22 protein-coding genes are annotated in these 22,271 nt (G+C 57.8%); 8 read left to right on the forward strand and 14 right to left on the reverse strand.

Features of this window, described 5'->3' with window-relative positions; all coding sequences use genetic code 11:
• The first annotated feature begins 81 nt into the window (after window positions 1-81).
• From purB to ACR0AG_RS13830, 4 genes are all read left to right on the forward strand, one after another.
• Complete coding sequence (purB, locus tag ACR0AG_RS13815) at window positions 82-1,386, forward strand: adenylosuccinate lyase (RefSeq protein WP_480839799.1); 1,305 nt, start codon at window positions 82-84, stop codon at window positions 1,384-1,386.
• Between the two features lie 381 nt (window positions 1,387-1,767).
• Window positions 1,768-2,310: a tetratricopeptide repeat protein gene (locus ACR0AG_RS13820; protein ID WP_480839801.1), complete on the forward strand. Its 543-nt coding sequence runs from the start codon at window positions 1,768-1,770 to the stop codon at window positions 2,308-2,310.
• Between the two features lie 68 nt (window positions 2,311-2,378).
• Complete coding sequence (locus ACR0AG_RS13825) at window positions 2,379-3,476, forward strand: flagellar motor switch protein FliG (protein ID WP_480839803.1); 1,098 nt, start codon at window positions 2,379-2,381, stop codon at window positions 3,474-3,476.
• Between the two features lie 123 nt (window positions 3,477-3,599).
• Window positions 3,600-4,523 (forward strand): lysophospholipid acyltransferase family protein, encoded by a 924-nt coding sequence (locus ACR0AG_RS13830; RefSeq protein WP_480839805.1) that lies wholly within the window; start codon window positions 3,600-3,602, stop codon window positions 4,521-4,523.
• Here the strand turns inward: ACR0AG_RS13830 and ACR0AG_RS13835 are convergent, their stop codons facing one another.
• Window positions 4,524-5,225, reverse strand: a complete 702-nt coding sequence (locus ACR0AG_RS13835; protein ID WP_480839807.1) for a DUF1223 domain-containing protein — start codon at window positions 5,223-5,225, stop codon at window positions 4,524-4,526.
• Between the two features lie 229 nt (window positions 5,226-5,454).
• Between ACR0AG_RS13835 and acnA the strand changes: the two genes are divergently transcribed.
• The gene (gene acnA / locus ACR0AG_RS13840; RefSeq protein WP_480839810.1) at window positions 5,455-8,145 is read left to right on the forward strand and encodes an aconitate hydratase AcnA; all 2,691 of its coding nucleotides are present in this window, start codon (window positions 5,455-5,457) and stop codon (window positions 8,143-8,145) included.
• A 95-nt stretch (window positions 8,146-8,240) separates the two neighbouring features.
• Window positions 8,241-8,942 (forward strand): SDR family NAD(P)-dependent oxidoreductase, encoded by a 702-nt coding sequence (locus tag ACR0AG_RS13845; protein ID WP_480839812.1) that lies wholly within the window; start codon window positions 8,241-8,243, stop codon window positions 8,940-8,942.
• Window positions 8,943-8,990: 48 nt separating this feature from the next.
• Here ACR0AG_RS13845 and ACR0AG_RS13850 read toward each other — a convergent pair whose 3' ends face one another.
• From ACR0AG_RS13850 to yajC, 11 genes are all read right to left on the reverse strand, one after another.
• Window positions 8,991-9,953: a phosphotransferase gene (locus ACR0AG_RS13850; protein WP_480839814.1), complete on the reverse strand. Its 963-nt coding sequence runs from the start codon at window positions 9,951-9,953 to the stop codon at window positions 8,991-8,993.
• 397 nt (window positions 9,954-10,350) lie between these two features.
• Window positions 10,351-10,893, reverse strand: coding sequence for a DsbE family thiol:disulfide interchange protein (locus tag ACR0AG_RS13855; protein ID WP_480839816.1), 543 nt, complete (start codon window positions 10,891-10,893; stop codon window positions 10,351-10,353).
• Complete coding sequence (gene ccmD, locus ACR0AG_RS13860; RefSeq protein WP_480839818.1) at window positions 10,886-11,044, reverse strand: heme exporter protein CcmD; 159 nt, start codon at window positions 11,042-11,044, stop codon at window positions 10,886-10,888. The genes ACR0AG_RS13855 and ccmD overlap by 8 nt, the downstream gene beginning before the upstream one ends.
• A complete protein-coding gene (locus tag ACR0AG_RS13865; protein WP_480839820.1) occupies window positions 11,041-11,814 on the reverse strand; it encodes a heme ABC transporter permease in 774 nt (257 codons plus the stop codon). The genes ccmD and ACR0AG_RS13865 overlap by 4 nt, the downstream gene beginning before the upstream one ends.
• 61 nt (window positions 11,815-11,875) lie before the next feature.
• Window positions 11,876-12,532 (reverse strand): heme exporter protein CcmB, encoded by a 657-nt coding sequence (gene ccmB / locus ACR0AG_RS13870; protein ID WP_480839822.1) that lies wholly within the window; start codon window positions 12,530-12,532, stop codon window positions 11,876-11,878.
• On the reverse strand, window positions 12,529-13,143 hold the full coding sequence (gene ccmA / locus ACR0AG_RS13875) for a heme ABC exporter ATP-binding protein CcmA (RefSeq protein WP_480839824.1): 615 nt from the start codon (window positions 13,141-13,143) through the stop codon (window positions 12,529-12,531). Before ccmA ends, ccmB begins: the two co-directional genes overlap by 4 nt.
• Before the next feature lie 132 nt (window positions 13,144-13,275).
• Window positions 13,276-13,629, reverse strand: coding sequence for an Mth938-like domain-containing protein (locus ACR0AG_RS13880; RefSeq protein ID WP_480839826.1), 354 nt, complete (start codon window positions 13,627-13,629; stop codon window positions 13,276-13,278).
• Window positions 13,630-13,637: 8 nt separating this feature from the next.
• Entirely contained in the window at window positions 13,638-14,384 is a 747-nt protein-coding gene (locus ACR0AG_RS13885; protein WP_480839828.1) for a TSUP family transporter, read from the reverse strand.
• A complete protein-coding gene (gene secF, locus ACR0AG_RS13890; protein ID WP_480839830.1) occupies window positions 14,377-15,351 on the reverse strand; it encodes a protein translocase subunit SecF in 975 nt (324 codons plus the stop codon). Before secF ends, ACR0AG_RS13885 begins: the two co-directional genes overlap by 8 nt.
• Before the next feature lies 1 nt (window position 15,352).
• Window positions 15,353-17,020 (reverse strand): protein translocase subunit SecD, encoded by a 1,668-nt coding sequence (gene secD, locus ACR0AG_RS13895; RefSeq protein ID WP_480839832.1) that lies wholly within the window; start codon window positions 17,018-17,020, stop codon window positions 15,353-15,355.
• Window positions 17,021-17,053: 33 nt separating this feature from the next.
• Entirely contained in the window at window positions 17,054-17,338 is a 285-nt protein-coding gene (gene yajC / locus ACR0AG_RS13900; RefSeq protein ID WP_480839834.1) for a preprotein translocase subunit YajC, read from the reverse strand.
• 202 nt (window positions 17,339-17,540) lie between these two features.
• On the opposite strand from yajC, the gene ACR0AG_RS13905 reads away from it, so the two are divergent.
• Window positions 17,541-19,205 (forward strand): mechanosensitive ion channel family protein, encoded by a 1,665-nt coding sequence (locus tag ACR0AG_RS13905; protein WP_480839837.1) that lies wholly within the window; start codon window positions 17,541-17,543, stop codon window positions 19,203-19,205.
• 72 nt (window positions 19,206-19,277) lie between these two features.
• Window positions 19,278-20,570 (forward strand): serine--tRNA ligase, encoded by a 1,293-nt coding sequence (gene serS, locus ACR0AG_RS13910; protein ID WP_480839839.1) that lies wholly within the window; start codon window positions 19,278-19,280, stop codon window positions 20,568-20,570.
• A 48-nt stretch (window positions 20,571-20,618) separates the two neighbouring features.
• Here serS and ACR0AG_RS13915 read toward each other — a convergent pair whose 3' ends face one another.
• Window positions 20,619-21,200: a helix-hairpin-helix domain-containing protein gene (locus ACR0AG_RS13915; RefSeq protein WP_480839841.1), complete on the reverse strand. Its 582-nt coding sequence runs from the start codon at window positions 21,198-21,200 to the stop codon at window positions 20,619-20,621.
• A gap of 51 nt (window positions 21,201-21,251) precedes the next feature.
• On the reverse strand, window positions 21,252-22,238 hold the full coding sequence (locus tag ACR0AG_RS13920; protein WP_480839843.1) for a fatty acid desaturase: 987 nt from the start codon (window positions 22,236-22,238) through the stop codon (window positions 21,252-21,254).
• Window positions 22,239-22,271 lie beyond the last annotated feature (33 nt).

Consider the following 22,271-nt stretch of genomic DNA (forward strand, 5'->3'; position numbering starts at 1 on the left):
TCTCGTCTTGTTCCCAGAACGGCGCGGGTTTAAACCCCGCTCCAACTCCTCCAGCCAAAACACAATAAGGTGCTGCTGCCAATGATTCCTCGCTATTCCCGCCCTGACATGGTGGCCATCTGGTCGCCCGAGACCAAGTTCCGCATCTGGTACGAGATCGAGGCACACGCCTGTGACGCGATGGCCGATCTGGGCGTGATCCCGCGCGAAAACGCCGACGCGGTTTGGAAGGCCAAGGACGTTGAGTTTGACGTGGCCCGCATTGATGAGATCGAGGCCGTCACCAAGCATGACGTCATCGCATTCCTGACCCATCTGGCCGAGCATGTGGGCAGCGAAGAGGCACGCTTTGTCCACCAGGGCATGACCAGCTCGGACGTGCTGGATACCTGTTTCAACGTGCAACTGACCCGTGCAGCTGACCTTCTGATCTCGGATCTCGAAGGGCTGCTGGCGGCGCTCAAACGTCGTGCCATTGAACACAAAGACACCGTCCGCATTGGCCGCAGCCACGGCATCCATGCCGAACCGACGACCATGGGTCTGACCTTCGCGCGGTTCTATGCCGAAATGGACCGCAACCTGTCCCGCATGCGCGACGCGCGGGCTGAGGTTGCCACCGGTGCGATCAGCGGTGCGGTCGGCACCTTCGCCAATATCGACCCGGCAGTCGAAGAACATGTCTGCGACAAGCTGGGCCTGGTGCCCGAACCGATCAGCACGCAGGTCATCCCCCGCGACCGTCACGCTGCGTTTTTTGCTACGCTGGGCGTCATCGCCAGCAGCATCGAAAACATCGCCATTGAAATCCGCCATATGCAGCGGACCGAGGTTCTGGAAGGGGCTGAATTCTTCTCGATGGGCCAAAAGGGCTCGTCCGCCATGCCGCACAAGAAAAACCCTGTGCTGACCGAGAACCTGACCGGTCTGGCCCGCATGGTGCGCTCGGCGGTGATCCCGGCGATGGAGAATGTGGCGCTGTGGCACGAACGCGATATCTCGCATTCCTCGGTTGAACGCATGATCGGGCCGGACGCCACGATCACACTGGATTTTGCGCTGGCCCGCCTGACTGGCGTAGTCGACAAGATGCTGATCTTCCCCGAGAACATGCTTGAGAACATGAACAAGTTTCCAGGTTTGGTGATGAGTCAGCGTGTTCTGTTGGCCCTGACCCAAGCCGGTGTCAGCCGCGAAGATGCTTATACCATGGTACAGCGCAACGCGCTGAAGGTCTGGGAACACCGGACCGATTTCAAAGAAGAGCTGCTGGCCGACGCCGACGTGACCGCCGCTCTCAGCCCCACGGAAATCGAAGAGAAATTCGATCTCGGCTATCACACCAAACATGTCGACACGATCTTTGCCCGGGTGTTCGGCGAATAACACGTAAAGACGCATCACAACAAAACTGCTGGCCCGGAGCATTCCATTGTTCCGGGCTTTCCTTTGTCAGAAGCGCAAAAACCGGCTATGCTTTGCTCATTGCATTCTGAACGGGAGAGACATGATGATCCGAACCCTTCTCTGCAGCGTCGCGCTGGTAATGACCGCTTCAGTCGGGCTGGCCTGCACAGGACATTCCAAACAGACACAATCCTGCGCCCAGGGCACGATCTGGGACACCGACACTCAAACTTGCGTGAAGTTGGTCAGCAGTTGACGAAAATTTTGCCTACCCGTGAATAATAATGACCACCCGGTTGTTAGAATTTCTGAGGACCGCGCTATTGTTTCAGAAAGCGCCCAGAAAACGGAGTAGGATTTATGCGTCTCGTACTAGCTTCAGCAATCGCCCTTCAAGCCTTTGTGCTCGCGCCCGCTGCATTTGCGGCTGGCGGCGGTGACAGCAGCCCGCCGAAACCCACGAACACGACAAAGAAGTGCCTGTTTGGCCGCGTCTATGACGAGGCGGCAGGTAAATGCGTCAAGCCCAACAAAAGCAATTTCTCCGACGATCAACTGTACGATGCGGTGCGCGAACTGGCCTATGATGGTCAGTATGAGAACGCGCAGGGCATCCTGCGCATCATGGATCAGGACGATGACCGCGTTCAGACCTATTGGGGCTTTACCTATCGCAAGATGGGCGAGCTTGAGATGGCCAATGTCTTTTATGAAAAGGCGATCGAGGCCAACCCCGATAACCTTCTGGCCCGCAGCTACATGGCGCAAGGCTTTGTCGCCGAGGGCAAAACCGATCTTGCCATCGAGCAATGGCGCGAGATCAAGGCCCGCGGCGGTGAAGGCACCTGGGCCGAGGCGTCGCTGCGCGAAGCGATCCGCACTGGCCTGACATATAGCTACTGAGGTTCAGGGAAAATTTACCCGACTCTCTCTAATCTGCCCGTAACGCAGCATTTTGGCATTACGGGCAGATGCAGGACACACAAGCACTTATCGAAGTGACCTCGGGCGCGCAGGCGCGGACGGTCCAGGACACCGAAGAACCAGCGCGCGTCGTTCCGCGCGCGTTGAGCAATCGTGAGAAAGCCGCCGTGGTGGTGCGGTTGCTTCTGAACGAAGGTGCGGACATTCCACTGGAAGACTTACCCGATGCGCTGCAGGAAAAGCTGACACATCAACTGGGTCAGATGGGCCTCGTGGATCGCGTCACATTGGCTGCGGTTGCCACGGAATTTGCCGACGCTCTGGACAGCATCGGGTTGTCGTTCCCGCATGGACTTGCGGGTGCGCTGGATGCCGTCACCGACAAGATCGCCCCTGCCACGGCCGCCCGGTTGCGAAAAGTTGCCGGGGTGCGCCAGATCGGTGATCCCTGGCAGCGATTGCGCGAAATCCCGGCCGAAGATCTGGCCCGAATGGCGCAGGCTGAAAGCACCGAAATTGCGGCCGTCATGCTGTCCAAACTGGACACGGCCAAAGCGGCCCAATTGTTGGGGCATCTGCCGGGTCCGATTGCGCGGCGCATCACCTATGCAGTCTCAAGAACCACCAATGTCACACCGGAAGCCGTGGAGCGCATCGGCTGGTCCCTGGCCGCGCAGCTTGATCAACGCCCAACGCCTGCGTTCAAGGACGGTCCCGGCGCCCGGGTCGGCGCGATCCTGAACCAGTCGACAGCAACAACACGCGACGGGTTGCTGACCGCGCTGGACGAAGAGGACGCAGATTTTGCAGACAGCGTTCGCCAGTCGATTTTCATCTTCTCTCATATCCCGGCACGCATCCTGCCCCGCGATGTCCCGGCCATCTTGCGTGGTGTCGAACAGCCTGTTCTGGTGTCTGCTCTGGCTGGTGCAGCGGCACCAGAAGATCAGGAAACGGTCGACTTCATGCTGTCCAACATGTCCTCGCGGATGGCAGAAAACCTGCGCGAAGAAATGGCGGAACGCGGCAAGGTTAAACAGGCCGAGGCCGAAGAAGCGATGTCGCAAATCGTGGTCGCCATCCGTAATCTGATGGACGAAGGCGCCATCACCCTGATCGAGTCCGAAGAAGAAGAGACGCAGTAACACCGGATAAAGAGTTGATAATCCGCGCAGCCGCAATAGTGATCCCGTCGGCAAGCTCTTGAGATAAGTCCATGGGGGCACTATGTCTTGCATCGCAATTCACAACACTCAGTGAGTCTCCCCATGCCCGTCGAAAAGTCGGAACTGAGCCGGTTGGAGCTTGGCAAATACTACGTCACAAACCTTTTTCTCAAAGGTGTGATCGGCGGTATGCGCCTGCTGCCATACGAGCGCCGAATCGCGACAATGGGCAAGGTCGTACGCTTGCTGGCCCCAATTGTGGGCTATCGCACCCGCGTGCGTCGCAACCTCAAGCTGGCCTGCCCTGATCTGACGGATGCTGAGGTGGACAGGATTTGCAACGCCGTTCCCGACAATGCCGGGCGCGCGATTATGGAGCATTTTTCCTCGGACGGGTTCATCGAACGCCAGTCCAAAGCCAAGGTCACCGGCCCCGGCCTCGCCGCATTTGACGCAGCCGCGGCTGAGGGCCGCCCGATGATGATTATCACTGCGCATTTCGGGCATTACCTGGCCGCCCGCGTGGCCTTGCAGAAACGCACCGGCAAGCCGATCGGATGTCTATACCGCCGCATGGCCAATCCGTACTTCAACGAGATGTATGTCAACGCTTTCTACGAAACCGGTGCGCCCATGTTCGAGCAGGGCCGGCGCGGCATGGTCGAGATGGTGCGCACGCTTAAAGGTGGTGGCATCATTGCCATTGTGTCCGACCTTCACGCGCAAGGCGGTGAGGAACTCACCTTCTTCGGCAAACCGGCAGTGACCTCGGTGCTGAACGCCGAGCTTGCGATCAAGTACAATGCGATGCTGGTTCCCTGTTACGCCGTGCGCCAGCCCAACGGTATCGACTTTGAGATTGTTCTGCACGAACCCGTCCCGCACTCCGACCCCAAGACCATGACGCAGTTTACCAATGATGATCTTGAGGCAATGGTGCGCAAGAATATGGGGCAGTGGTTCTGGATTCACCGCCGCTGGAAAGCCTGGAAAGGTTTGGGTGTTCAGCCCGAGGATATGCCCTGATTACTTGACGCGCGTTGCGGCAACGATCGGCCCGTGGCCAGCCCGTTGAACCAGAACAATGCTGGGTAAATCTGCTGTCAGAGATGCGGTAAAGGTTTGCGGGGCGACCCCGTCCCACTGACCCGCCACCTGCCAGTTCTCAACGACATTTGCATAGTCCAGATCATGCCCGGCCAACTCTCCCCGCCGGATCGAGGCATGGCGCATGGGCGAATACTGCACGACGCGGATATCGTACTCCTCACCCTCGGGCAGTTCGATTGGCGTGACGTTTACAGTGACCACATCGCCAGACCGAACCGCGTCCACTTCGGCCTCGGGTGCTGCGGTGAGATGGGCGTCAATAAGTCGTTCAACCTCACCCCCTTTTGCGCCCACCACATCCTGCTGGCCGTTGATCACCATCTGCGGAGTGTAGATCATGCTCCGACCGCCTTCGCGTGCATAGGCCCTCTGCCGGAGGGTATGGTTCGGATCGGCATATTCGTCCTTCCACCCAATGTAATCCCAGTAATCCACATGCAATGCGAGGCCAATGACGTCGTCGCGTTTGGCAAGCTCTTGCATGATGAGATCGGCTGGGGGACAGGATGAACAGCCCTGCGACGTAAACAATTCCACCACCACCGGGTCTCCTTCGGCCAAGACGGATGACGCGAAGATAAGAGAGAGGGCTGTGGAAATTGCGGCAGGTTTGAACATCAAGTTTCTCAATCTGTTTGGGTGCCAAAATGGTTTATACCGTATTCATCAATTCCGCTAATCAAGGTTTCTTGAGACCGTGTTATTCGAATTTTCGGCTTTTTGTGTGCAATGGTATACAAAAATACAACCTCTCGGCCCTTGTCCCCCTTGATCCGAACGCATTCGTGATACAGATACGCAGAAGCGAATCCCGTTTTTTGACGTCATTTCCAAGGGAGGCCACGTAATGCCCATCAAAGTTGGACAGGACACCGCCAAGACACGCCGCAACCTGAGCGTAAATGGCAAATCCATTTCCTATTATTCGATCCCCGCCGCACAAGAGGCCGGTCTGGGTGATTTTTCTCGGCTTCCAGCCGCACTGAAGGTGGTTTTGGAAAACATGCTGCGGTTCGAAGATGACGGGTTCTCTGTCTCGGTCGACGACATCAAGGCCTTTGGCGAATGGGGGGCCAATGGTGGCAAGAACCCGCGCGAGATCGCCTATCGCCCTGCCCGCGTGCTGATGCAGGATTTCACAGGTGTTCCGGCGGTTGTCGACCTCGCAGCGATGCGCGACGGCATCAAAGCCCTCGGGGGTGATGCCCAAAAGATCAATCCGCTGAACCCGGTCGATCTGGTCATCGACCACTCGGTCATGATCGACGAGTTCGGCAACCCTCGTGCCTTCCAGATGAATGTGGATCGCGAATACGAGCGCAACATGGAACGCTATCAGTTCCTGAAATGGGGTCAGAACGCCTTTAACAACTTCCGCGTCGTGCCCCCCGGCACCGGCATTTGCCACCAAGTAAACCTTGAATATCTGGCGCAGGCGGTTTGGACCGACACGGATCAAAGCGGGGATGAGGTCGCCTATCCCGACACATTGGTCGGCACCGACAGCCACACCACCATGGTCAACGGTATGGCCGTTCTGGGCTGGGGCGTCGGCGGGATCGAGGCTGAGGCAGCAATGCTGGGTCAGCCGATCTCGATGCTGATCCCCGAGGTTGTGGGTTTTGAGCTGACCGGTGCGCTGGTTGAAGGCACCACCGGCACGGACCTTGTTCTGAAGGTCGTGGAAATGCTCCGCGAAAAAGGCGTGGTGGGCAAGTTCGTTGAGTTCTATGGCGAAGGTCTGGATCGTTTGCCGCTGGCGGATCGGGCGACCATCGCAAACATGGCGCCCGAATACGGCGCGACCTGCGGTTTCTTCCCAATCGACGGCGAGACCCTGCGCTACATGCGAAACACGGGCCGCGACGAAGACCGGATTGCGCTGGTCGAAGCCTATGCCAAGGAAAACGGGTTCTGGCGCGACGAAAACTATGCCCCGATCTATACCGACACTTTGTCCTTGGACATGGGCACCATCGTCCCTGCGATCTCGGGCCCGAAACGTCCGCAGGACTATGTCGCACTGACCGACGCCAAGGCCGCCTTCACCCGTGAGATGGCGGAAACATTCAAGCGTCCGATGGGCAAGGAAGTGCCCGTCAAAGGCGAAGACTACACCATGGAGTCGGGCAAGGTCGTGATCGCCTCGATCACCTCATGTACCAATACCTCGAACCCCTACGTCATGATTGGCGCGGGCCTTGTGGCGCGCAAAGCCGCCGCTCTTGGCCTGGATCGCAAGCCGTGGGTCAAGACCTCGCTGGCACCGGGCTCGCAGGTTGTGTCGGCCTATCTTGAGGCGGCGGGTCTGCAGGACGATCTGGACAAGATCGGATTTAACCTTGTCGGCTACGGCTGCACCACCTGCATCGGCAACTCTGGCCCGATCCAAAAGGAACTGTCCGAGGCGATTGCCGAGGGCGATCTGGTCGCAACCTCGGTCCTGTCTGGGAACCGTAACTTCGAAGGCCGTATCTCGCCCGACGTGCGCGCCAACTATCTGGCCTCGCCCCCGTTGGTCGTCGTTTACGCGCTGGCCGGGACACTGGATATTGACCTGACATCGGAGCCGATCGGCCAGGACCAAGACGGCAACGACGTCTACATGAAAGACATCTGGCCTACTCAAAGCGAGATTGCGGAACTGGTTCAGCAAACAGTGACCCGTGAAGCGTTCCAGACCAAATATGCGGACGTCTTCAAAGGTGACGACAAATGGCAAAGCGTCGAGGTGCCTCAGCAGGAAACCTATGACTGGCCACCAACCTCGACCTATATTCAGAACCCGCCCTATTTCCAGGGCATGGGGCCAGAGCCGGGCACAATCTCAAACATCGACGGGGCGAAGGTTCTGTTGATCCTGGGCGATATGATCACCACCGACCACATCTCGCCCGCCGGGTCGTTTGCGACCACAACACCGGCTGGTCAGTATCTGATCGAACGCCAGGTGCAGCCGCGCGAGTTCAACTCCTACGGCTCGCGGCGCGGCAACCATGAGGTCATGATGCGTGGCACCTTCGCCAATATCCGCGTCAAGAATGAGATGCTGGATGGCGTCGAAGGCGGGTATACCAAGGGTCCAGATGGGCAGCAGGCCTCGGTCTATGAGGCATCGATGGCCTATCAGGAACAGGGCGTTCCGCTGGTTGTCTTTGGCGGCGAACAATATGGCGCGGGCTCTTCCCGGGACTGGGCAGCCAAGGGCACGGCCCTGCTGGGCGTCAAGGCGGTGATCGCCGAAAGCTTTGAGCGTATCCACCGGTCGAACCTGGTGGGCATGGGTGTGATCCCGCTGGAATTCACCGGCGGCGACACGCGCAAAACGCTGGGCTTGAAGGGGGACGAAACCGTCTCGATCGATGGGTTGGACTCGGTCGAACCGCTGCAAGAGGTGCCTTGCACCATCGTTTATGGCGACGGGACCGAAAAGACGATCAGCCTCAAGTGCCGCATCGATACCGCGCCCGAGATCGAATACATCGAAAACGGCGGTGTCCTGCAATATGTGCTGCGCAATCTTGCAAAAGACGACTAAGGCTTAGTCGCTTACATGAAGGGGCGCCCACATGGGCGCTCTTTTTCTTTTCCGGCTCTGTTGTCTTCCGGTCGCAATCAGGCTCTTTTGGGCCGATGGACAAAGTTGCTTTGATCACCGGCGGCGCGCGTGGCATTGGGCGCGCTATCGTCGAAGACCTGCGCCGCGATCACCGCGTTGCCTTTACGCGGTTGTCGACCAAGCCGGACGAGGCGCTTTTCGATCAGGACACGTTGGCCATTCAGTCAGACCTGACTGAACCGGATCAAACGGCCAAGGTCGTGCAAGATGTCATCCATCGCTTTGGCCGCCTGGATATCATCGTCAACAACGCAGGACTTGTGCGATCCACCCCGAAGGAAAGTTTTGACCCCGAAGATCACAGGGCCATTCTTGACCTCAACCTGCTGGCCCCGATGGCCCTGCTGACCGCGGCCCTGCCCCATCTGCAAAGCGGCGCGAGCATAGTGAATATCTCGTCGATGAACGCGTCTCTGCCGCCGCGCGATGCTGCCACCTATGGAGCCAGCAAAGCGGCGCTGAACCTGTGGACCCGCGCAATGGCCAAGGAACTGGGGCCGCAAGGTATTCGCGTCAACGCCATCGCCCCTGGCGCCATCAACATCCCCGAAGCCCCGCGCCCCGAGGAATTGACCGCTCTGTTTGTGGAAAACACCGCCCTTGGGCGTGCGGGCAGACCCGAAGACATCGCGGGTGTTGTACGCTTTCTAACCTCCGACGCCGCCGGTTTCGTAACCGGAGAAGTACTGGGCGTGACTGGCGGGTATCGGCTATAAGGCAAAGATTCAAGAAATCCCCATGTTTTTCTAGAAGCGAAAACTGATTCACCCCTTACTCGGAATCGCGTGTGAATCCGCAAATTCCAAAACTTGATCGCAAAGGGCTACAAAGTTGCCTTTTGGAAAATGATCCAATTCACTACCAAGTCTTCCCATGGCTACGAAGCAGTAAACTTGGAAATCGTATGTCGAAATACCCAAAGCGTTTGAATACGCCAGAGTAAATTCGCTATTCTTGCGAGATCCGATTTTGAACAATGATGCGCACAATCTCATCCAATCGATACATGGGTAACCGTCCGGACGCGCACCTTTCCAATCAATAACAGAGAAGGCGCCCAGTGTAGGGTTTATGTTTGGAAACAACCTCCGTTGAAAGAAAACGTTTCCAATCCAAAAATCTCCATGCTGAACGACGGTAAACAGATCAGCGCGCCCGTCGCGCAAAAATTCTAGATACTCATCCGCTCTTTTTCTTACATTTTTGGAAAGATCCCTATCATCGCAAAGAGCCACCAGTGGCTGAATAAAGTAGCGTTCAAACTCATCTGGCGTATTTCTGTGCTGCTTTGTTTGCTTTGCAAATTCTACTAGCCATGGAAGAATGCTTGATGCTGCCCGGCGTTTCTGCATTGCCCTTACCAACCGGAACTCAGAGAGTGGACTTAATCTTGAAAAAGCCGCATATGTTTGCGTCCCCAAAGTGCCCTCGCTCACCGGTGCTACGATGTTCTGGCCGACCTCCTGTTCGACGCGAGCCGCCATTCTCCTAGCTTGCAAGACATCAGCTTGAACTTCACCGGGGAAACCCGGGTTAGAAATGAGAAGAACAAGATCATCATGCCTCTTTTTTCCGTCAACATAGAACGCAAGCGTGGCATCTTTTACGCGTTCGTTTCCGACGGGACGATTGATCCAGCGCGTTGTTGAAACATCAAGCGTGTCGCCCATGGACTTTGAAACGTCCTCAGCGATGTCGAGTACGTAGTCTTCAAAGTCGAAACTCAATTGAGTCTCCCAAGTGAACTAGAATCTGCCCGGCAACAATCATTTAGTGATGTATATCATTCGTCTTTCTTTCGATCATTTCCTTTTTTGTGTATGCGAGCCAAACCCGTTGCATTTCTTTAAATGTATCTGCGATATAAAAATTGACGCCTGCGACGGTCGGAGGTTCAGGAGAATTTGACCAAACCTTTGGGGCTGACTATGCGATGGAATTGCACTGAGGCAAGCACTCGGCTGCGATTGCTTTCCACTTGAAGCTTTCGAATGTTCGCCAGAATGCATAAACTGCTCTTAAGAATAGGCGTGCAAAAGCGGTGAAGTTTTCAGAGGTTCCGAGGATCTCTGGAACATAAGCTACACATTTTTAACTACCCGAAACAAACATATGGCAAGTCACTTAACGGATCTGGGCCGCTTTCTCCAGCGCGGGTCGGATTGTGCTTTGGATCACTCGCTGCGTAATCGGACCGGCAAAGCGCAGAACAATAGTTCCGTCGCCGGCAATCACATAGGTTTCGGGCACCCCGTAAAGCCCCCAGTCCAAAGCCATGCGGCCCTGAGCATCTGTACCAATGCCTGTATAAGGATCACCCAGTTCTTTCAAAAAGGCCTCGGCGTTCTTGGGCTGGTCCTTGTAATTGACCCCGTAAACCGGGATGCCCTCGGCCGCCAATGCTTCGAGGTTTGGGTGTTCCGCCCGGCATGGTGCGCACCAGCTGGCCCAATAGTTGACCAGTTTTACCTCACCGTCCCGCAAGGTCTCGTCGTCGAATTGTGGCTTGTCGGCAAACGGTGTCAGAACAACCGCAGGCGCGGGTTGCCCTTCGCGTGCTGAGGGCAGCGCATTTGGGTCGTCGCGAAACATGCCGATGCCCGCCAGCACGGCAAAAGCGCCAAAGATCAGCGGTGGCGCGATCATCAGGGGCGAGATTTTAGCCATTCCGCGACATCCTCTGTTCGACCTTCTCCATCTCGGCCCGTATTTTGCGGCCACGCAGAACGCTGAACACAACCAGCCCGATCAGCAGAACGATCGACGCAGCATAGGCGGACAAAACAGCATCTGCGTATTTTCCCAGATCGGGGATCATGAGCCCAGCCTTTCCCGCGCCAGCAGCGCGTTGATCCGGCGTGCGCGAATTTCGGTGCCTGTCCGGTAAAGAACAAGCGCAATGAACAGCAGGACAAAGCCGATGATGCAGGCCAGCAGCGGATAGAAAAACACGTTGCTGACCTTTTCTTCGGTATCGGTTCCCGTCACTGCCCCCGCCCGCATGACCGAGGCGCCCTGATGCAGGCCTTGATTCCAGAAATTCACCGCATACCGGCTGAGAATTGCAAAAACCGACCCCACAAGACACAGGACCGAGGTCAGATCCGCTGCTGTGTCCGAATCCTCGATCGCCTGCCAGAGGGCGACATAACCCAGATAGAACAGGAACAGGATCAGGAACGAGGTCAATCGCGGATCCCAGGCCCACCAGGTGCCCCACATCGGCTGCCCCCAGATGGCCCCGGTCGCCAGGGCGATCAGTGTCATGACAATGCCAACGGGGGCTGCGGCGCGTGCCGCCAAGGCGCTGACATGGTGCCTGCGCACCAACCAGACCAGCGAAGTCGCCAGCATCATCAGCCAACAGTTGATGGCCATCAGCGCCGCCGGAACGTGCAGATAGATGATCTTGACCGTCGAGCCTTGTTTGTAATCGTCCGGGGTAAAGAAAAAGCCCCACACTAGACCAACAACCAGACACACCGCCGCGCTGAGCCAGAAGAACGGCAAAACCCGTTCACTGGTCGCAAGGAATTTGCGCGGATTGGCGTATTCCCAAAGGGAGTTGGCTTTGGCTGCGATGGTCATGGGCCCTATCTAGTGCGACTCGGTTCGGTTCTCAATTGACATCCATCAAACTCCGCGACGGTTACCGAAGATTGATACGCAGGACCGCCGCGCTGGCAAATGGCATCAGGGCGATGGTAGCGGCCGTGATCCCGGCCAGCATCAGCAGCGGGGTCTGCACATCGGTCCCGGTTGCGCCGCGCCGGGCGACCTCGGCCCCGAAAATCAGCGTTGGCACATAAAGCGGCAGCACCAGCAGCGACAGCAGCAAGCCGCCGCGTTTCAGGCCAACCGTCAGCGCCGCACCAAAGGTGCCAATAACGCTGAGAGCGGGGGTCCCGATCAGAAGCGAGGTCATCAACCAGAAAAAGCCCGGCCCCGGCAGGTTCAGCAAAACGCCAAGCAAAGGCGCGGCAAGAACCAATGGCAGGCTTGTGGTCAGCCAATGGGCTAGCGCCTTGATCGTGACCACAGCCTCCAGCGGCAGCGGTGCGGTCGCCAGCAGGTCGAGCGAGCCGTCCTCCCAATCCAGGGCCAGCAGACGGTCCAGCGATAGAAGGCAGGCCAACAACGCGCCCAGCCACAGAATGCCCGGCGCGATGGTAGCCAGTAGCGCCGATTGCGGCCCGACCGAGAACGGAACCAGCACCGTCACGATCAGGAAAAAAGCAAGCCCCAGGCCAAAGCCCCCACCTGCGCGGAAGGCCAGTAAAAGGTCGCGTTTCAACAGAGCAATCACAGGAAACCTCCGTCAAAATCGTCCAGAGGCTTGGGTTTGGCCTTGTTGGCAGTGACGTCCAGCACCGCGCCCTCAAGCCCAAGTTCGATATGCGTGGCAATCAGGGCCGATCCGCCCTGCCCCAGATGCGCGCGCATGGTGTCTGCAAACATCTGAACAGCCGAGCTATCCAGTGAAACGGTGGGTTCGTCCAGGATCCAGATCGGACGCCCAGTCACCAGCATCCGCGCCAGACCCAGCCGTCGCTTTTGGCCCGCCGACAGGTTACCGGCATGGCGATCTTGCAGGTCACCAAGCGCAAAGGCCTCTAGCGCGGGCTCAATGCTGTACGTACCAAAGACCGAGGCCCAGAACCGCAGGTTCTCGGCCACCGTCAGCGTCGGTTTCAATCCGTCGGAATGCGAGGCATAGGCGATCTGGTCTTCGGCCCCTTCGATCTGGCCCTGCAAAGCCGGTTGAAGGCCCGCCAGAGTTCGCAGCAATGTCGTCTTGCCGATCCCGTTTGGCCCACGCAGGATCAGCGCCTGGCCGGGTTCCAGCGCAAAGCTGAGCCCTTCGAGCACCGGGATACCACCACGTGCAATGGACAGATCGGAAACCTTCAACGTCATGAAACCCGCTTAGCCGATTGTGTTCGCGCACAAAAGGCGGGATTTGCCGCAGCGTCCTTGGGTCGGGTTGCCCTGCGGTGCCGGCCTCTCAGACATCCCCGCACGATTTCCGTCAGAAGACGGCTGATCTGATCACACGGGAATCAGAGCCAGCGCGATACGGCGCCCCTCGGACAAAAGCACGTTATACGTCCGGCACGCAGCCGCTGAACTCATGATATCGACGCCCAGCCCTGCCCCTTCCAGCGTGGCGCGCAGATCCTGCGGAATATGCGCCACCTCAGCTCCGGTGCCTATGAACAGGACATCAACGTGATCGGCCAGGCCAAGCAGGGATTCTGCATCCTCGAACCCACCCCAGGCTTTCGTTCCGGTGGGGCCGGTCAGAACGGGCCCCTCGTGAACCTGCCCGCCGATGCGGAAAAAGCCCGGCCCGTAGCCATCGACGGGCTGGGCGTCGGTATAGGTGATCTCATTCAGTCGCATGGTGTCTTTTAGCCCCAAAGGGGCAAACCGAACAAGGCTGCGGCGGCGATCACGACATAGGCCGCGCCGCGATAGAGGGTTTCATAGTCTGGTTTGAAAATCCTGGCCCCGATCAGGTTGCCCGCGAGGTTGGGCAAGGCCAGCGACAGACCCACGGCCACGCTGGCCCAACTGATCTGCCCCATTCCGGTCAGATAACCGAGGATGAGGAAGTCAAAGCCAAACAGGAACAACAGGATCGTCGCCCGGATCATGGCAACAGGTATGGGGCGAGACATGTAGAACAGGATCACCGCAGGGCCTGGCAAACCCGCGATCCCACCCAAAAAACCGGCCACCGCGCCCGTGCCATAGACCATGGGGCGGCCAACATGACCGCTGTAGCGTAAGCCGAAGATCAGGATGATCAGCATCACAATCGAAAGGCCGCTGACGGCATATCGGAAAACCTCTGGGTCTGTCCGTTCCAGCAACCACAGACCAAAGGGCAAGGCGATGCCGCATCCCAAAAGCAGCCGGATCAGATCGCTGCGCTTCACTTGCGCCCAGGCCCGGCGCAGGTTGGGCAACGGTCCAAAGATATCCATGATTGTCAGGGCAATGATGGCCCCGAACGGCCCCAGAAACGGGCTGGCCAGCGGCAAAAAGACCAAGGCAGTACCAAACCCGGAAAAGCCCCGAACAAGGCCGCCCAACAAGGCCGCACCAACAAGGATGGCCAGCCCCAATGGGGACTGGCCAAAGAGATCAGGCATCAATATTGGCGAACTGGTTGCCGGCCGTATTCGACGGCTTGGACCAGTCGCGTTTGACGCCCAGCCACAGCAGGATGGTCGACGCGACAAAGACCGAGGAATAGGTCCCCACGATCACGCCCCAGATCATCGCAAACACAAAGCCCCGGATCACGTCGCCGCCCAGTACATAAAGCGAAATCAGCGCCAGCAGCGTGGTGACCGAGGTCATAACCGTCCGGCTGAGCGTTTCGTTGATCGAGATGTTCAACACCTCTTTCAGCTCTTTCTTTTTGTACTTCCGCAGATTTTCACGCACTCGGTCAAAGACAACCACCGTGTCGTTCAGCGAATAGCCGACAATGGTCAGAAGTGCTGCGATAATGGCTAGGTCAAAGCGGATCTGAAGCTCGGAAAAGATACCGATGGTCAAGATCACGTCATGCACAAGCGCGGCCACCGCCCCCAGCGCAAACTGCCACTCAAAGCGCAGCCAGATATAGACCAGCACCGCCCCGATCGCCAGGACGACCGCGATCACCGCGGTCTGGATCAGTTCGCCAGAGACTTTGGGGCCAACGGATTCGACAGATTCGAATGGCAGTTGCAGACCAGGATCGGCAGCGGCAAGCACCTCACCCACCTGATTGACGATATCCGCGGTCACCGCCTCGGCATCTTCCTGTGCCTGAATCCGGATCATCGCGACGTGTTCGTCTGGGCCGAAACTTGGATCGAAAATCTCGGTAATCGTTACATCACCCAACTCCAACGGCGTCAGGGCATCGCGGTAGACGCCCACATCGATCTCTTGCGTGCTTTGGGTGCGGATCGTGGTGCCGCCGCGGAAGTCGATGCCGAAATTCAGGCCCTGCAGCAGGAACGAGACAAATGCCACAACCATCATCAAGCCAGAGATGCCGAGCCAGATTTTCCAGCGGCTGAAGAAATCGAACGAGGTTTCCTGGGGTACGAGTTTCAGTCTCATGTCAAACCTCGATCATTTTCGGACGGCGGCGTTCAAACCAGATGACGATCATCAGACGCGTCACGAAGATCGCGGTGAAGACCGAGGTCAGAATGCCCAGACCCAGCGTAATTGCAAAGCCACGCACGGGGCCGCTGCCCATGGCAAACAGGATCGTCGCGGTGATGAATGTGGTCACGTTGGCGTCCAGAATGGCCGACAGTGCCTTTTCATAGCCAAGCTCGATTGCGCGCGCCGGGCCTTTGGCCGATTTCAACTCTTCCCGGATCCGTTCAAAGATCAGCACGTTGGCATCCACCGCCATACCGACGGTCAGCACGATCCCCGCGATACCCGGCAGGGTGAGCGTGGCCCCAATCAGGGACAAAAGGCCGAACAGAAGGCCGACGTTGATGATCAGTGCAATGTTAGCAAAGACGCCAAACAGACCATAGCTAAGCGCCATGAAGGCCAGCACCGCAACAAAGGCCACAATGGTGGCAACCTTGCCCGCGTCGATGCTGTCCTGTCCCAGTTCGGGCCCGATGGTCCGCTCTTCCAGGAACTCAAGCTCAGCCGGTAGGGCACCGGCGCGCAGCAAGACGGCCAGGTTGGTGCTTTCTTCAACTGTAAAGTTGCCGGTGATGATGCCAGAGCCGCCGGGAATGTGGCTTTGGATTACAGGGGCCGAGATCACCTCGTCATCCAGCACAATCGCGAACGGCGCGCCGATGTTTTCCAGCGTGTAGTCGCCAAACTTTCGGGCACCGGATGTGTTAAATCGGAAGCTGACCGCAGGGCGGCCGTTTTGGTCGAACGAGGGCTGCGCATCAACCAGTTCCTCGCCTGTCACCACCGGAGCTGAAGCGATAGTGTAGTAGACACCTTCTTGATCTAGCGAAGGTACGCGCTTTTGCCCCAACTGGACCTGCGCATCCGGTTCTGTACTTGTCGGGCCGGTTACGGCGTTGAACGTCAACTGCGCCGTGGTTCCGATGATCTCTTTCAACTCACCGGCACTACCGATACCGGGCACCTGGATCAGGATGCGGTCGGCACCTTGACGCTGAATTGTGGGTTCACGGGTTCCGACCTCATCGATCCGGCGGCGCACGATTTCCAGCGACTGCCGAACCGTGCGGTCATCGGTGGCCAGTTTTTCAGCCTCAGACAGTTGCACGACGATCGTATCGTTGCCCTCGGCGCGGGCCTCGATATCCGTGGCGCCGACCCCGCTAAGGGTCTGCACCTGACGCGCCAGACCACGCACAACTTCCAGCGCCCGGGGCATCCCGTCGGGCTGACTGATGCGCAACCGAATCTCATCGGGCGGTGAATCTTGCCGGCGGATCGTGCCGACCGTGGCCCGCTCGTCCCGCAGGGCGTCGCGAATGTCCGGCCACAACGCCTCCATCCGGGATTCGTACACATCCTCGACCTGAACCTCGGCCAACAGATGCGCACCGCCGCGCAGATCGAGGCCCAGATTGACCAGCGATGACGGCAACCAGTTCGGCCATTCACCCGCTGCAGCCTGATTTTCCGGCGTATCCGCGCCCAGCTCGATCGAGGCCTTGGCATCGTTCGAAGTTTCGACCCGCGTGTAAAACGCGTTTGGCAGGGCAAGGATCAGACCGATCACGCAGACCGACCAGATCAGAACCCGCTTCCAGGTATCAATTTGCAGCATTACCCTGCCTTTTCAAGGAATTGTCGTGCGAAGTTACTTCGCCGGTTCCGTCTTGTTCAGCACCTGCGCAATAGTCGTCTGCACGACGCGCACCTTGACACCTTCGGCAATCTCAACCTCAAGCTCTCCATCATCCTTGACCTTGGCCACCTTGCCGATCAGGCCACCCTGGGTCACGACCTGGTCACCCCGGCGCAGCGCGCCAACCATCGCCTGATGCTCTTTCATCTTCTTCTGCTGCGGGCGGATCAGCAGGAAATACATGATACCGAAAATCAGGATCAGAGGGAGAAACTGGGCGATTGCGCCACCTTCCATGGGATATTCCTTTGTTCAGATGATGCAGAGGGCTCTCTGCAAATTTGGCGGGAACCTATGCTTTGGAATGCCTGTTTGCAAGCAATGGCGGCTCGTTAAAGCTGCATCTTTGTCCACCATGGGAAAAAGCGGCGCGCAATCGTTGCAGATATGCCCTAGGCAGGTCTTGTGGCCGGGTTATAGTCAAGCGGCAGGAGGACACATGAAAACCCGCTTCAAACCCTTCCAATCGTTGACGCATTTCCTGCTGGCTGTGCCGTTGATCCTGCTGCTTTCTTCGCCGGTCTGGGCGCAGGAAATAACGCAGGAAAACATTGAGGCCGAGAACGAACTAAACGCCGCGTACATGGCCCCGGTTATCGTCGACGGGGAAACCCTGTTTCGGCTACGCGGCTCCAGCGCCCTGCCCGCTACGGAACGGGCCGAGCGGGTACAGAACAATATTATAGGTGTCGCCGAAGCCTCGGACGCTGTGGATGTCGAGATTTCCTTTGAAAACTCCGATCTGGGGGTTTGGGTGCTGGCCGATGGCGTACAGGTCTCGATCGTGACCGAGGCCGATGCTGCGTTGGACCAGATGGATGTGAATGTCCTGAGCGTCCTGCACGGGGATGCGATCCACGACGCCATCGTCTCGTATCGTGCGAACCGGACGGAACAGGCACGCGTCAGCGGTGCAATCGAAGCGGTCGCCTGGACGGTCGGGTTTGTCCTGTTTGTTCTGGGCATCCTTTGGCTGCACCGCCGGATTCGACGCAAAACGCTGGAATTCGTCAAACGTCATCTTCGCGACGTCGAAACCGCAACCGCCAAAAGCGTTCAGGCCGAGGCCATTGCAGCACTGGTGCGATATGGATTGAACTTTGTTCTGCTGGTGACGTTCTTTCTGGGGTTCTACTATTATCTGTCCTTCGTGCTGCTCGCCTTTGCCGAGACGCGCTATTTCGCGCAATTGTTGCTGACGTATCTGACCGAACCGGTTCTGCTGATCTTCAAAGGCGTCATCAGCTATATTCCAAACCTGATCATGCTGGCCCTCATTACCTGGGTAGCACTGTATGTTATCAAAGGGATGCGGGTCTTCTTTGATGCGGTCGAGGCGGGTACTTTCGATCTGGGAGACTTTGAAAAACACTGGGTCAATCCAACCTTCAACATCGCCCGTGTCGTCGTCATCCTGATCGCGCTGGTCTTTGCTGTTCCCTATATCCCCGGATCGGATTCGGCTGCGTTTCAGGGGCTGACCATTCTGGTGGGCGCGATGCTTTCGCTGGGGGCGAACTCGGTCGTTTCGAACATGCTGGCGGGGCTCTTTGTGATCTATCGCCGCTCGACGTCAATCGGGGACCGTATTCAGATCGGTGAGCATATTGGCGATGTTGTCCAGATCAAGCTGATGGAAACCCATCTGAAATCCATCAAGAACGAGCTGATATCGATCCCCAACGCGCAGCTGATGAACTCGGATGTTGTGAATTTTTCGAAAAAGACGGACGGCAATGGTTTGCTGCTGCACACCACGGTGGGCATCGGATATGAAGAACCGCCCGAGAAGGTCGAGGCGATGCTGATAGAAGCCGCGCGGCGCACCAAGGGAATCAAGGCCAAGCCCGAACCCTTCGTGCTTTGGACCGCCTTGGCGGATTATGCGATCAACTACCAGATCAACGGATTTACCACGCGGGGCAGCATCATCCCCAAGATCCGGTCCGACCTGCACCGCAATATCGTGGCCGTGTTCAACGAGAATGGCGTTCAGATCATGACGCCCTCTTACATGGCCGACCCGCCCGAGCCGAAAATCCCGGTCGAAGATTGGGATGGCCATCTGGCGCATGAATCCCACGAGGGCACGGATAAACCGTAACCGGTGCTACACCCTGCCTTGCAGATGGTGCATAAGCGGTTTCAGTGATTCACGCATTCAAGGATCTAAGACATGCACGACATCCGCGCCATTCGCGAAAACCCCGCCGCCTTCGACGCCGCCCTTGCGCGCCGTGGGGACGCGCCGGTGTCGTCAGATCTGCTGCGTTTGGATGAAAGCCGCCGGGCCAAGATTCTGGCCGCTGAAACAGCACAGGCCGAGCAGAACAAAGCTTCGAAAGAAGTGGGTGCCGCTAAAGGTCGCGGCGATGAGGCCGAATTCGAACGTCTGCGTGCGTTGGTGGCCGAGAAAAAGGCCGAAATCGCCCAAATGCAAACCGAGGCCAAGGATCTGGACGCGCTGCTGGGCGATCAATTGATCCGCATCGCCAATCTGCCCGCCGAAGATGTGCCCGAGGGCGCGGATGAGAACGACAATGTCGAGATCAACCGCTGGGGCACCCCGCGCGAATTGGATTTTGCGCCGAAAGAACATTTTGAGATCGAAGCCGTGCAACACGGTATGGATTTCGAAACCGCCGCCAAACTCTCGGGCTCGCGCTTTGTACTGCTGTCCGGCGGTGTCGCCCGCATCCACCGTGCGCTGGCGCAGTTCATGCTGGACACGCATATCAACGAGAACGAACTGACCGAGGTTAACGGCCCGGTTCTGGTTCTGTCCGAAATGATGCAGGGCACCGGGCAGTTGCCGAAATTCGGCGAAGACAGCTATCAGACCCGCGAAGGCTGGTGGCTGATCCCGACATCCGAGGTGTCGCTGACCAATATCGTCAACGACACGTTGATCGAGGAAAGCTATCTGCCTCGCCGCTATACCGCTCATTCGCTGTGCTTTCGGTCCGAGGCCGGATCGGCAGGCAAGGATACGCGCGGGATGCTGCGTCAGCACCAGTTCGAAAAGGTCGAGATGGTCTCGGTCACGCACCCCGACAAATCCGACGACGAACAAAAACGCATGCTGCGCTGTGCCGAGGGAATTCTGGAAAAGCTGGGCATCCCCTATCGTACCGTGATCCTGTGCACCGGCGACATGGGCTTTGGCGCGCGGCGCACTTTTGATATTGAGGCATGGCTGCCCGGTCAGGACACGTACCGCGAGATCAGCTCGGTTTCGACCTGTGGCGATTTTCAGGCCCGCCGCATGAACGCGCGGTTCCGGCCCGAGGCCGGCGGCAAGCCGGAATATGTCCACACGCTGAACGGCTCGGGATTGGCGGTTGGGCGCTGTTTGATCGCCGTGTTGGAAAATGGTCAGAATGCGGACGGCACGGTCACCCTGCCCGAGGTTCTGTCGCCTTATCTGGGTGGCAAACTGACGTTGCAAACCGACGGCACGCTGGCATAAAAAAGGCGCCCGCTGGGGCGCCTGATGGTTTGAGGGGCGAAGAAGGTGTTACTTCTTCGCCTTTTTCTTGTCCTTCTTCTTTTTGCTCTTTTTGTCGGACTTTTTCTTTGCGTCTTTCTTTTTGCCGTCTTTTTTGGATTTCTTGTCCTTCTTGGACTTTTCCTTCACCTTTTCCTTGGCACTTTTGAAAACGGCCTCCATCTCGGATTTCTTCTTGGCGGCCTTTTCTGCCTTGGCCTTTGCCTTGGCTTTCTTGCGCGCCTTGGCTTCGGCTGCGGCCAGTTCAGCAGCGGCCTTTTCCTCTGCCGCCTTGCGCTCGGCTTCGGCCTTTTTGGCGGCCGCACTGGTGCGCGCTGGCGCCCGACGCGCAGCCGGTTTACGTGCCGCAGGTTTGCGAGGAGTGGCCGGTTTGCGGGCCGGTGCGCGTTTTCGCGTTGTTGCCGGCTTCACACTCGCCACTTCTTTCGCCGCAGCAATCAAAACCGGCGCGCGTGCGGCACCTATTCGAGGGACGTCAACCAGATCTTCCGGTTTCGCCTTGGCAAGGTCTTCGGCGGTCTTGATGCCTTTTGCGTTCAGCGCCTGTGCCAGCGCCGGTCCCACGCCACGCACCTCGGTAACTGCGGTCATTTCAGGTCCTTTCGTCTACTCGCGGCAACATGTTAATATCGTAACTTTCCATCATGCACTTTGCGCCACTTCTGAGCGCGCACCTTTTCTGGGAAACGGGACCAGCCGCTTGGCATCCTCATCCCAAAGCTTAAGGTTCAGCGCCGCAACAGCCTCGGGGAATTTGATCCGACGCGGTGTATATTCGGGCGGCAAGTTATAGTGGCACGCCCGCAGCCGATAGGAGGGGATGCGCGCATTGAAATGATGGATGTCATGCAGGGTGATGCAGGCCACCGCGTTGTCGAACCACCAGCCGAAATCAAGCGCTGACGACCCTTGAAGGGCGGCCAGCTTGGGGTCCAGATCGGGACGGCGATCCCAATAGGTGTCCTCGAAATTGTGCTGCAGATAGACAAGGAACACACCCAGCATTCCCCCCAGAAGCGAAAAGACAAGCCAGACCAGAATGCCCGTTGACCCTGCGATCAGGTACAGTAGCCCAAGGAACACCACGATTGACAGGTTGTGCAGCACAACTCCGGTCACGCCGAACCGAACTGTGTTTTTAGGCCAGCGGTATCGGATGAAATAAGTGAACAGCGCCCCCACGGGAACAAGGATGAACGGGTTGCGGTAGAGGCGGTAAAACAGCCGCGTTTTCCAATCCGCCTCATTCCATTCGCGCAGGGTCATGGTGTGAATCTCGCCCGTCTCGCGATGTTCCAGATTGCCGATGCCGGAATGGTGCAGGTTGTGGTTCTGCTTCATCACCTCAAAAGGTGCGAAGGTGAAAGGCGACAAGCCATGCCCGGCCCATTCATTCTGTTCGCGTGTCTCAAACAACGAATGGTGGCCGCAATCGTGTTGCAGCACATAAAGTCGCACGGCCGAAAAGGCGAACACGACACCCGCCGGAACCATGACAAACCAATGGTCAACATAGTGGATGGCCAGGGTCAGCGATGCAAAATAAACCGCGAATGTGCCGAAGTAACTAAGCGCAGCCAGTCTGTTGTCCTGTACCGCGTATTGTCTTGTATATTCCCTCAAATCCATCAAGCCCGCTCCTCAGGATGGCCCGGTCAAAAG

Source organism: Ruegeria sp. H6, from assembly GCF_056532975.1.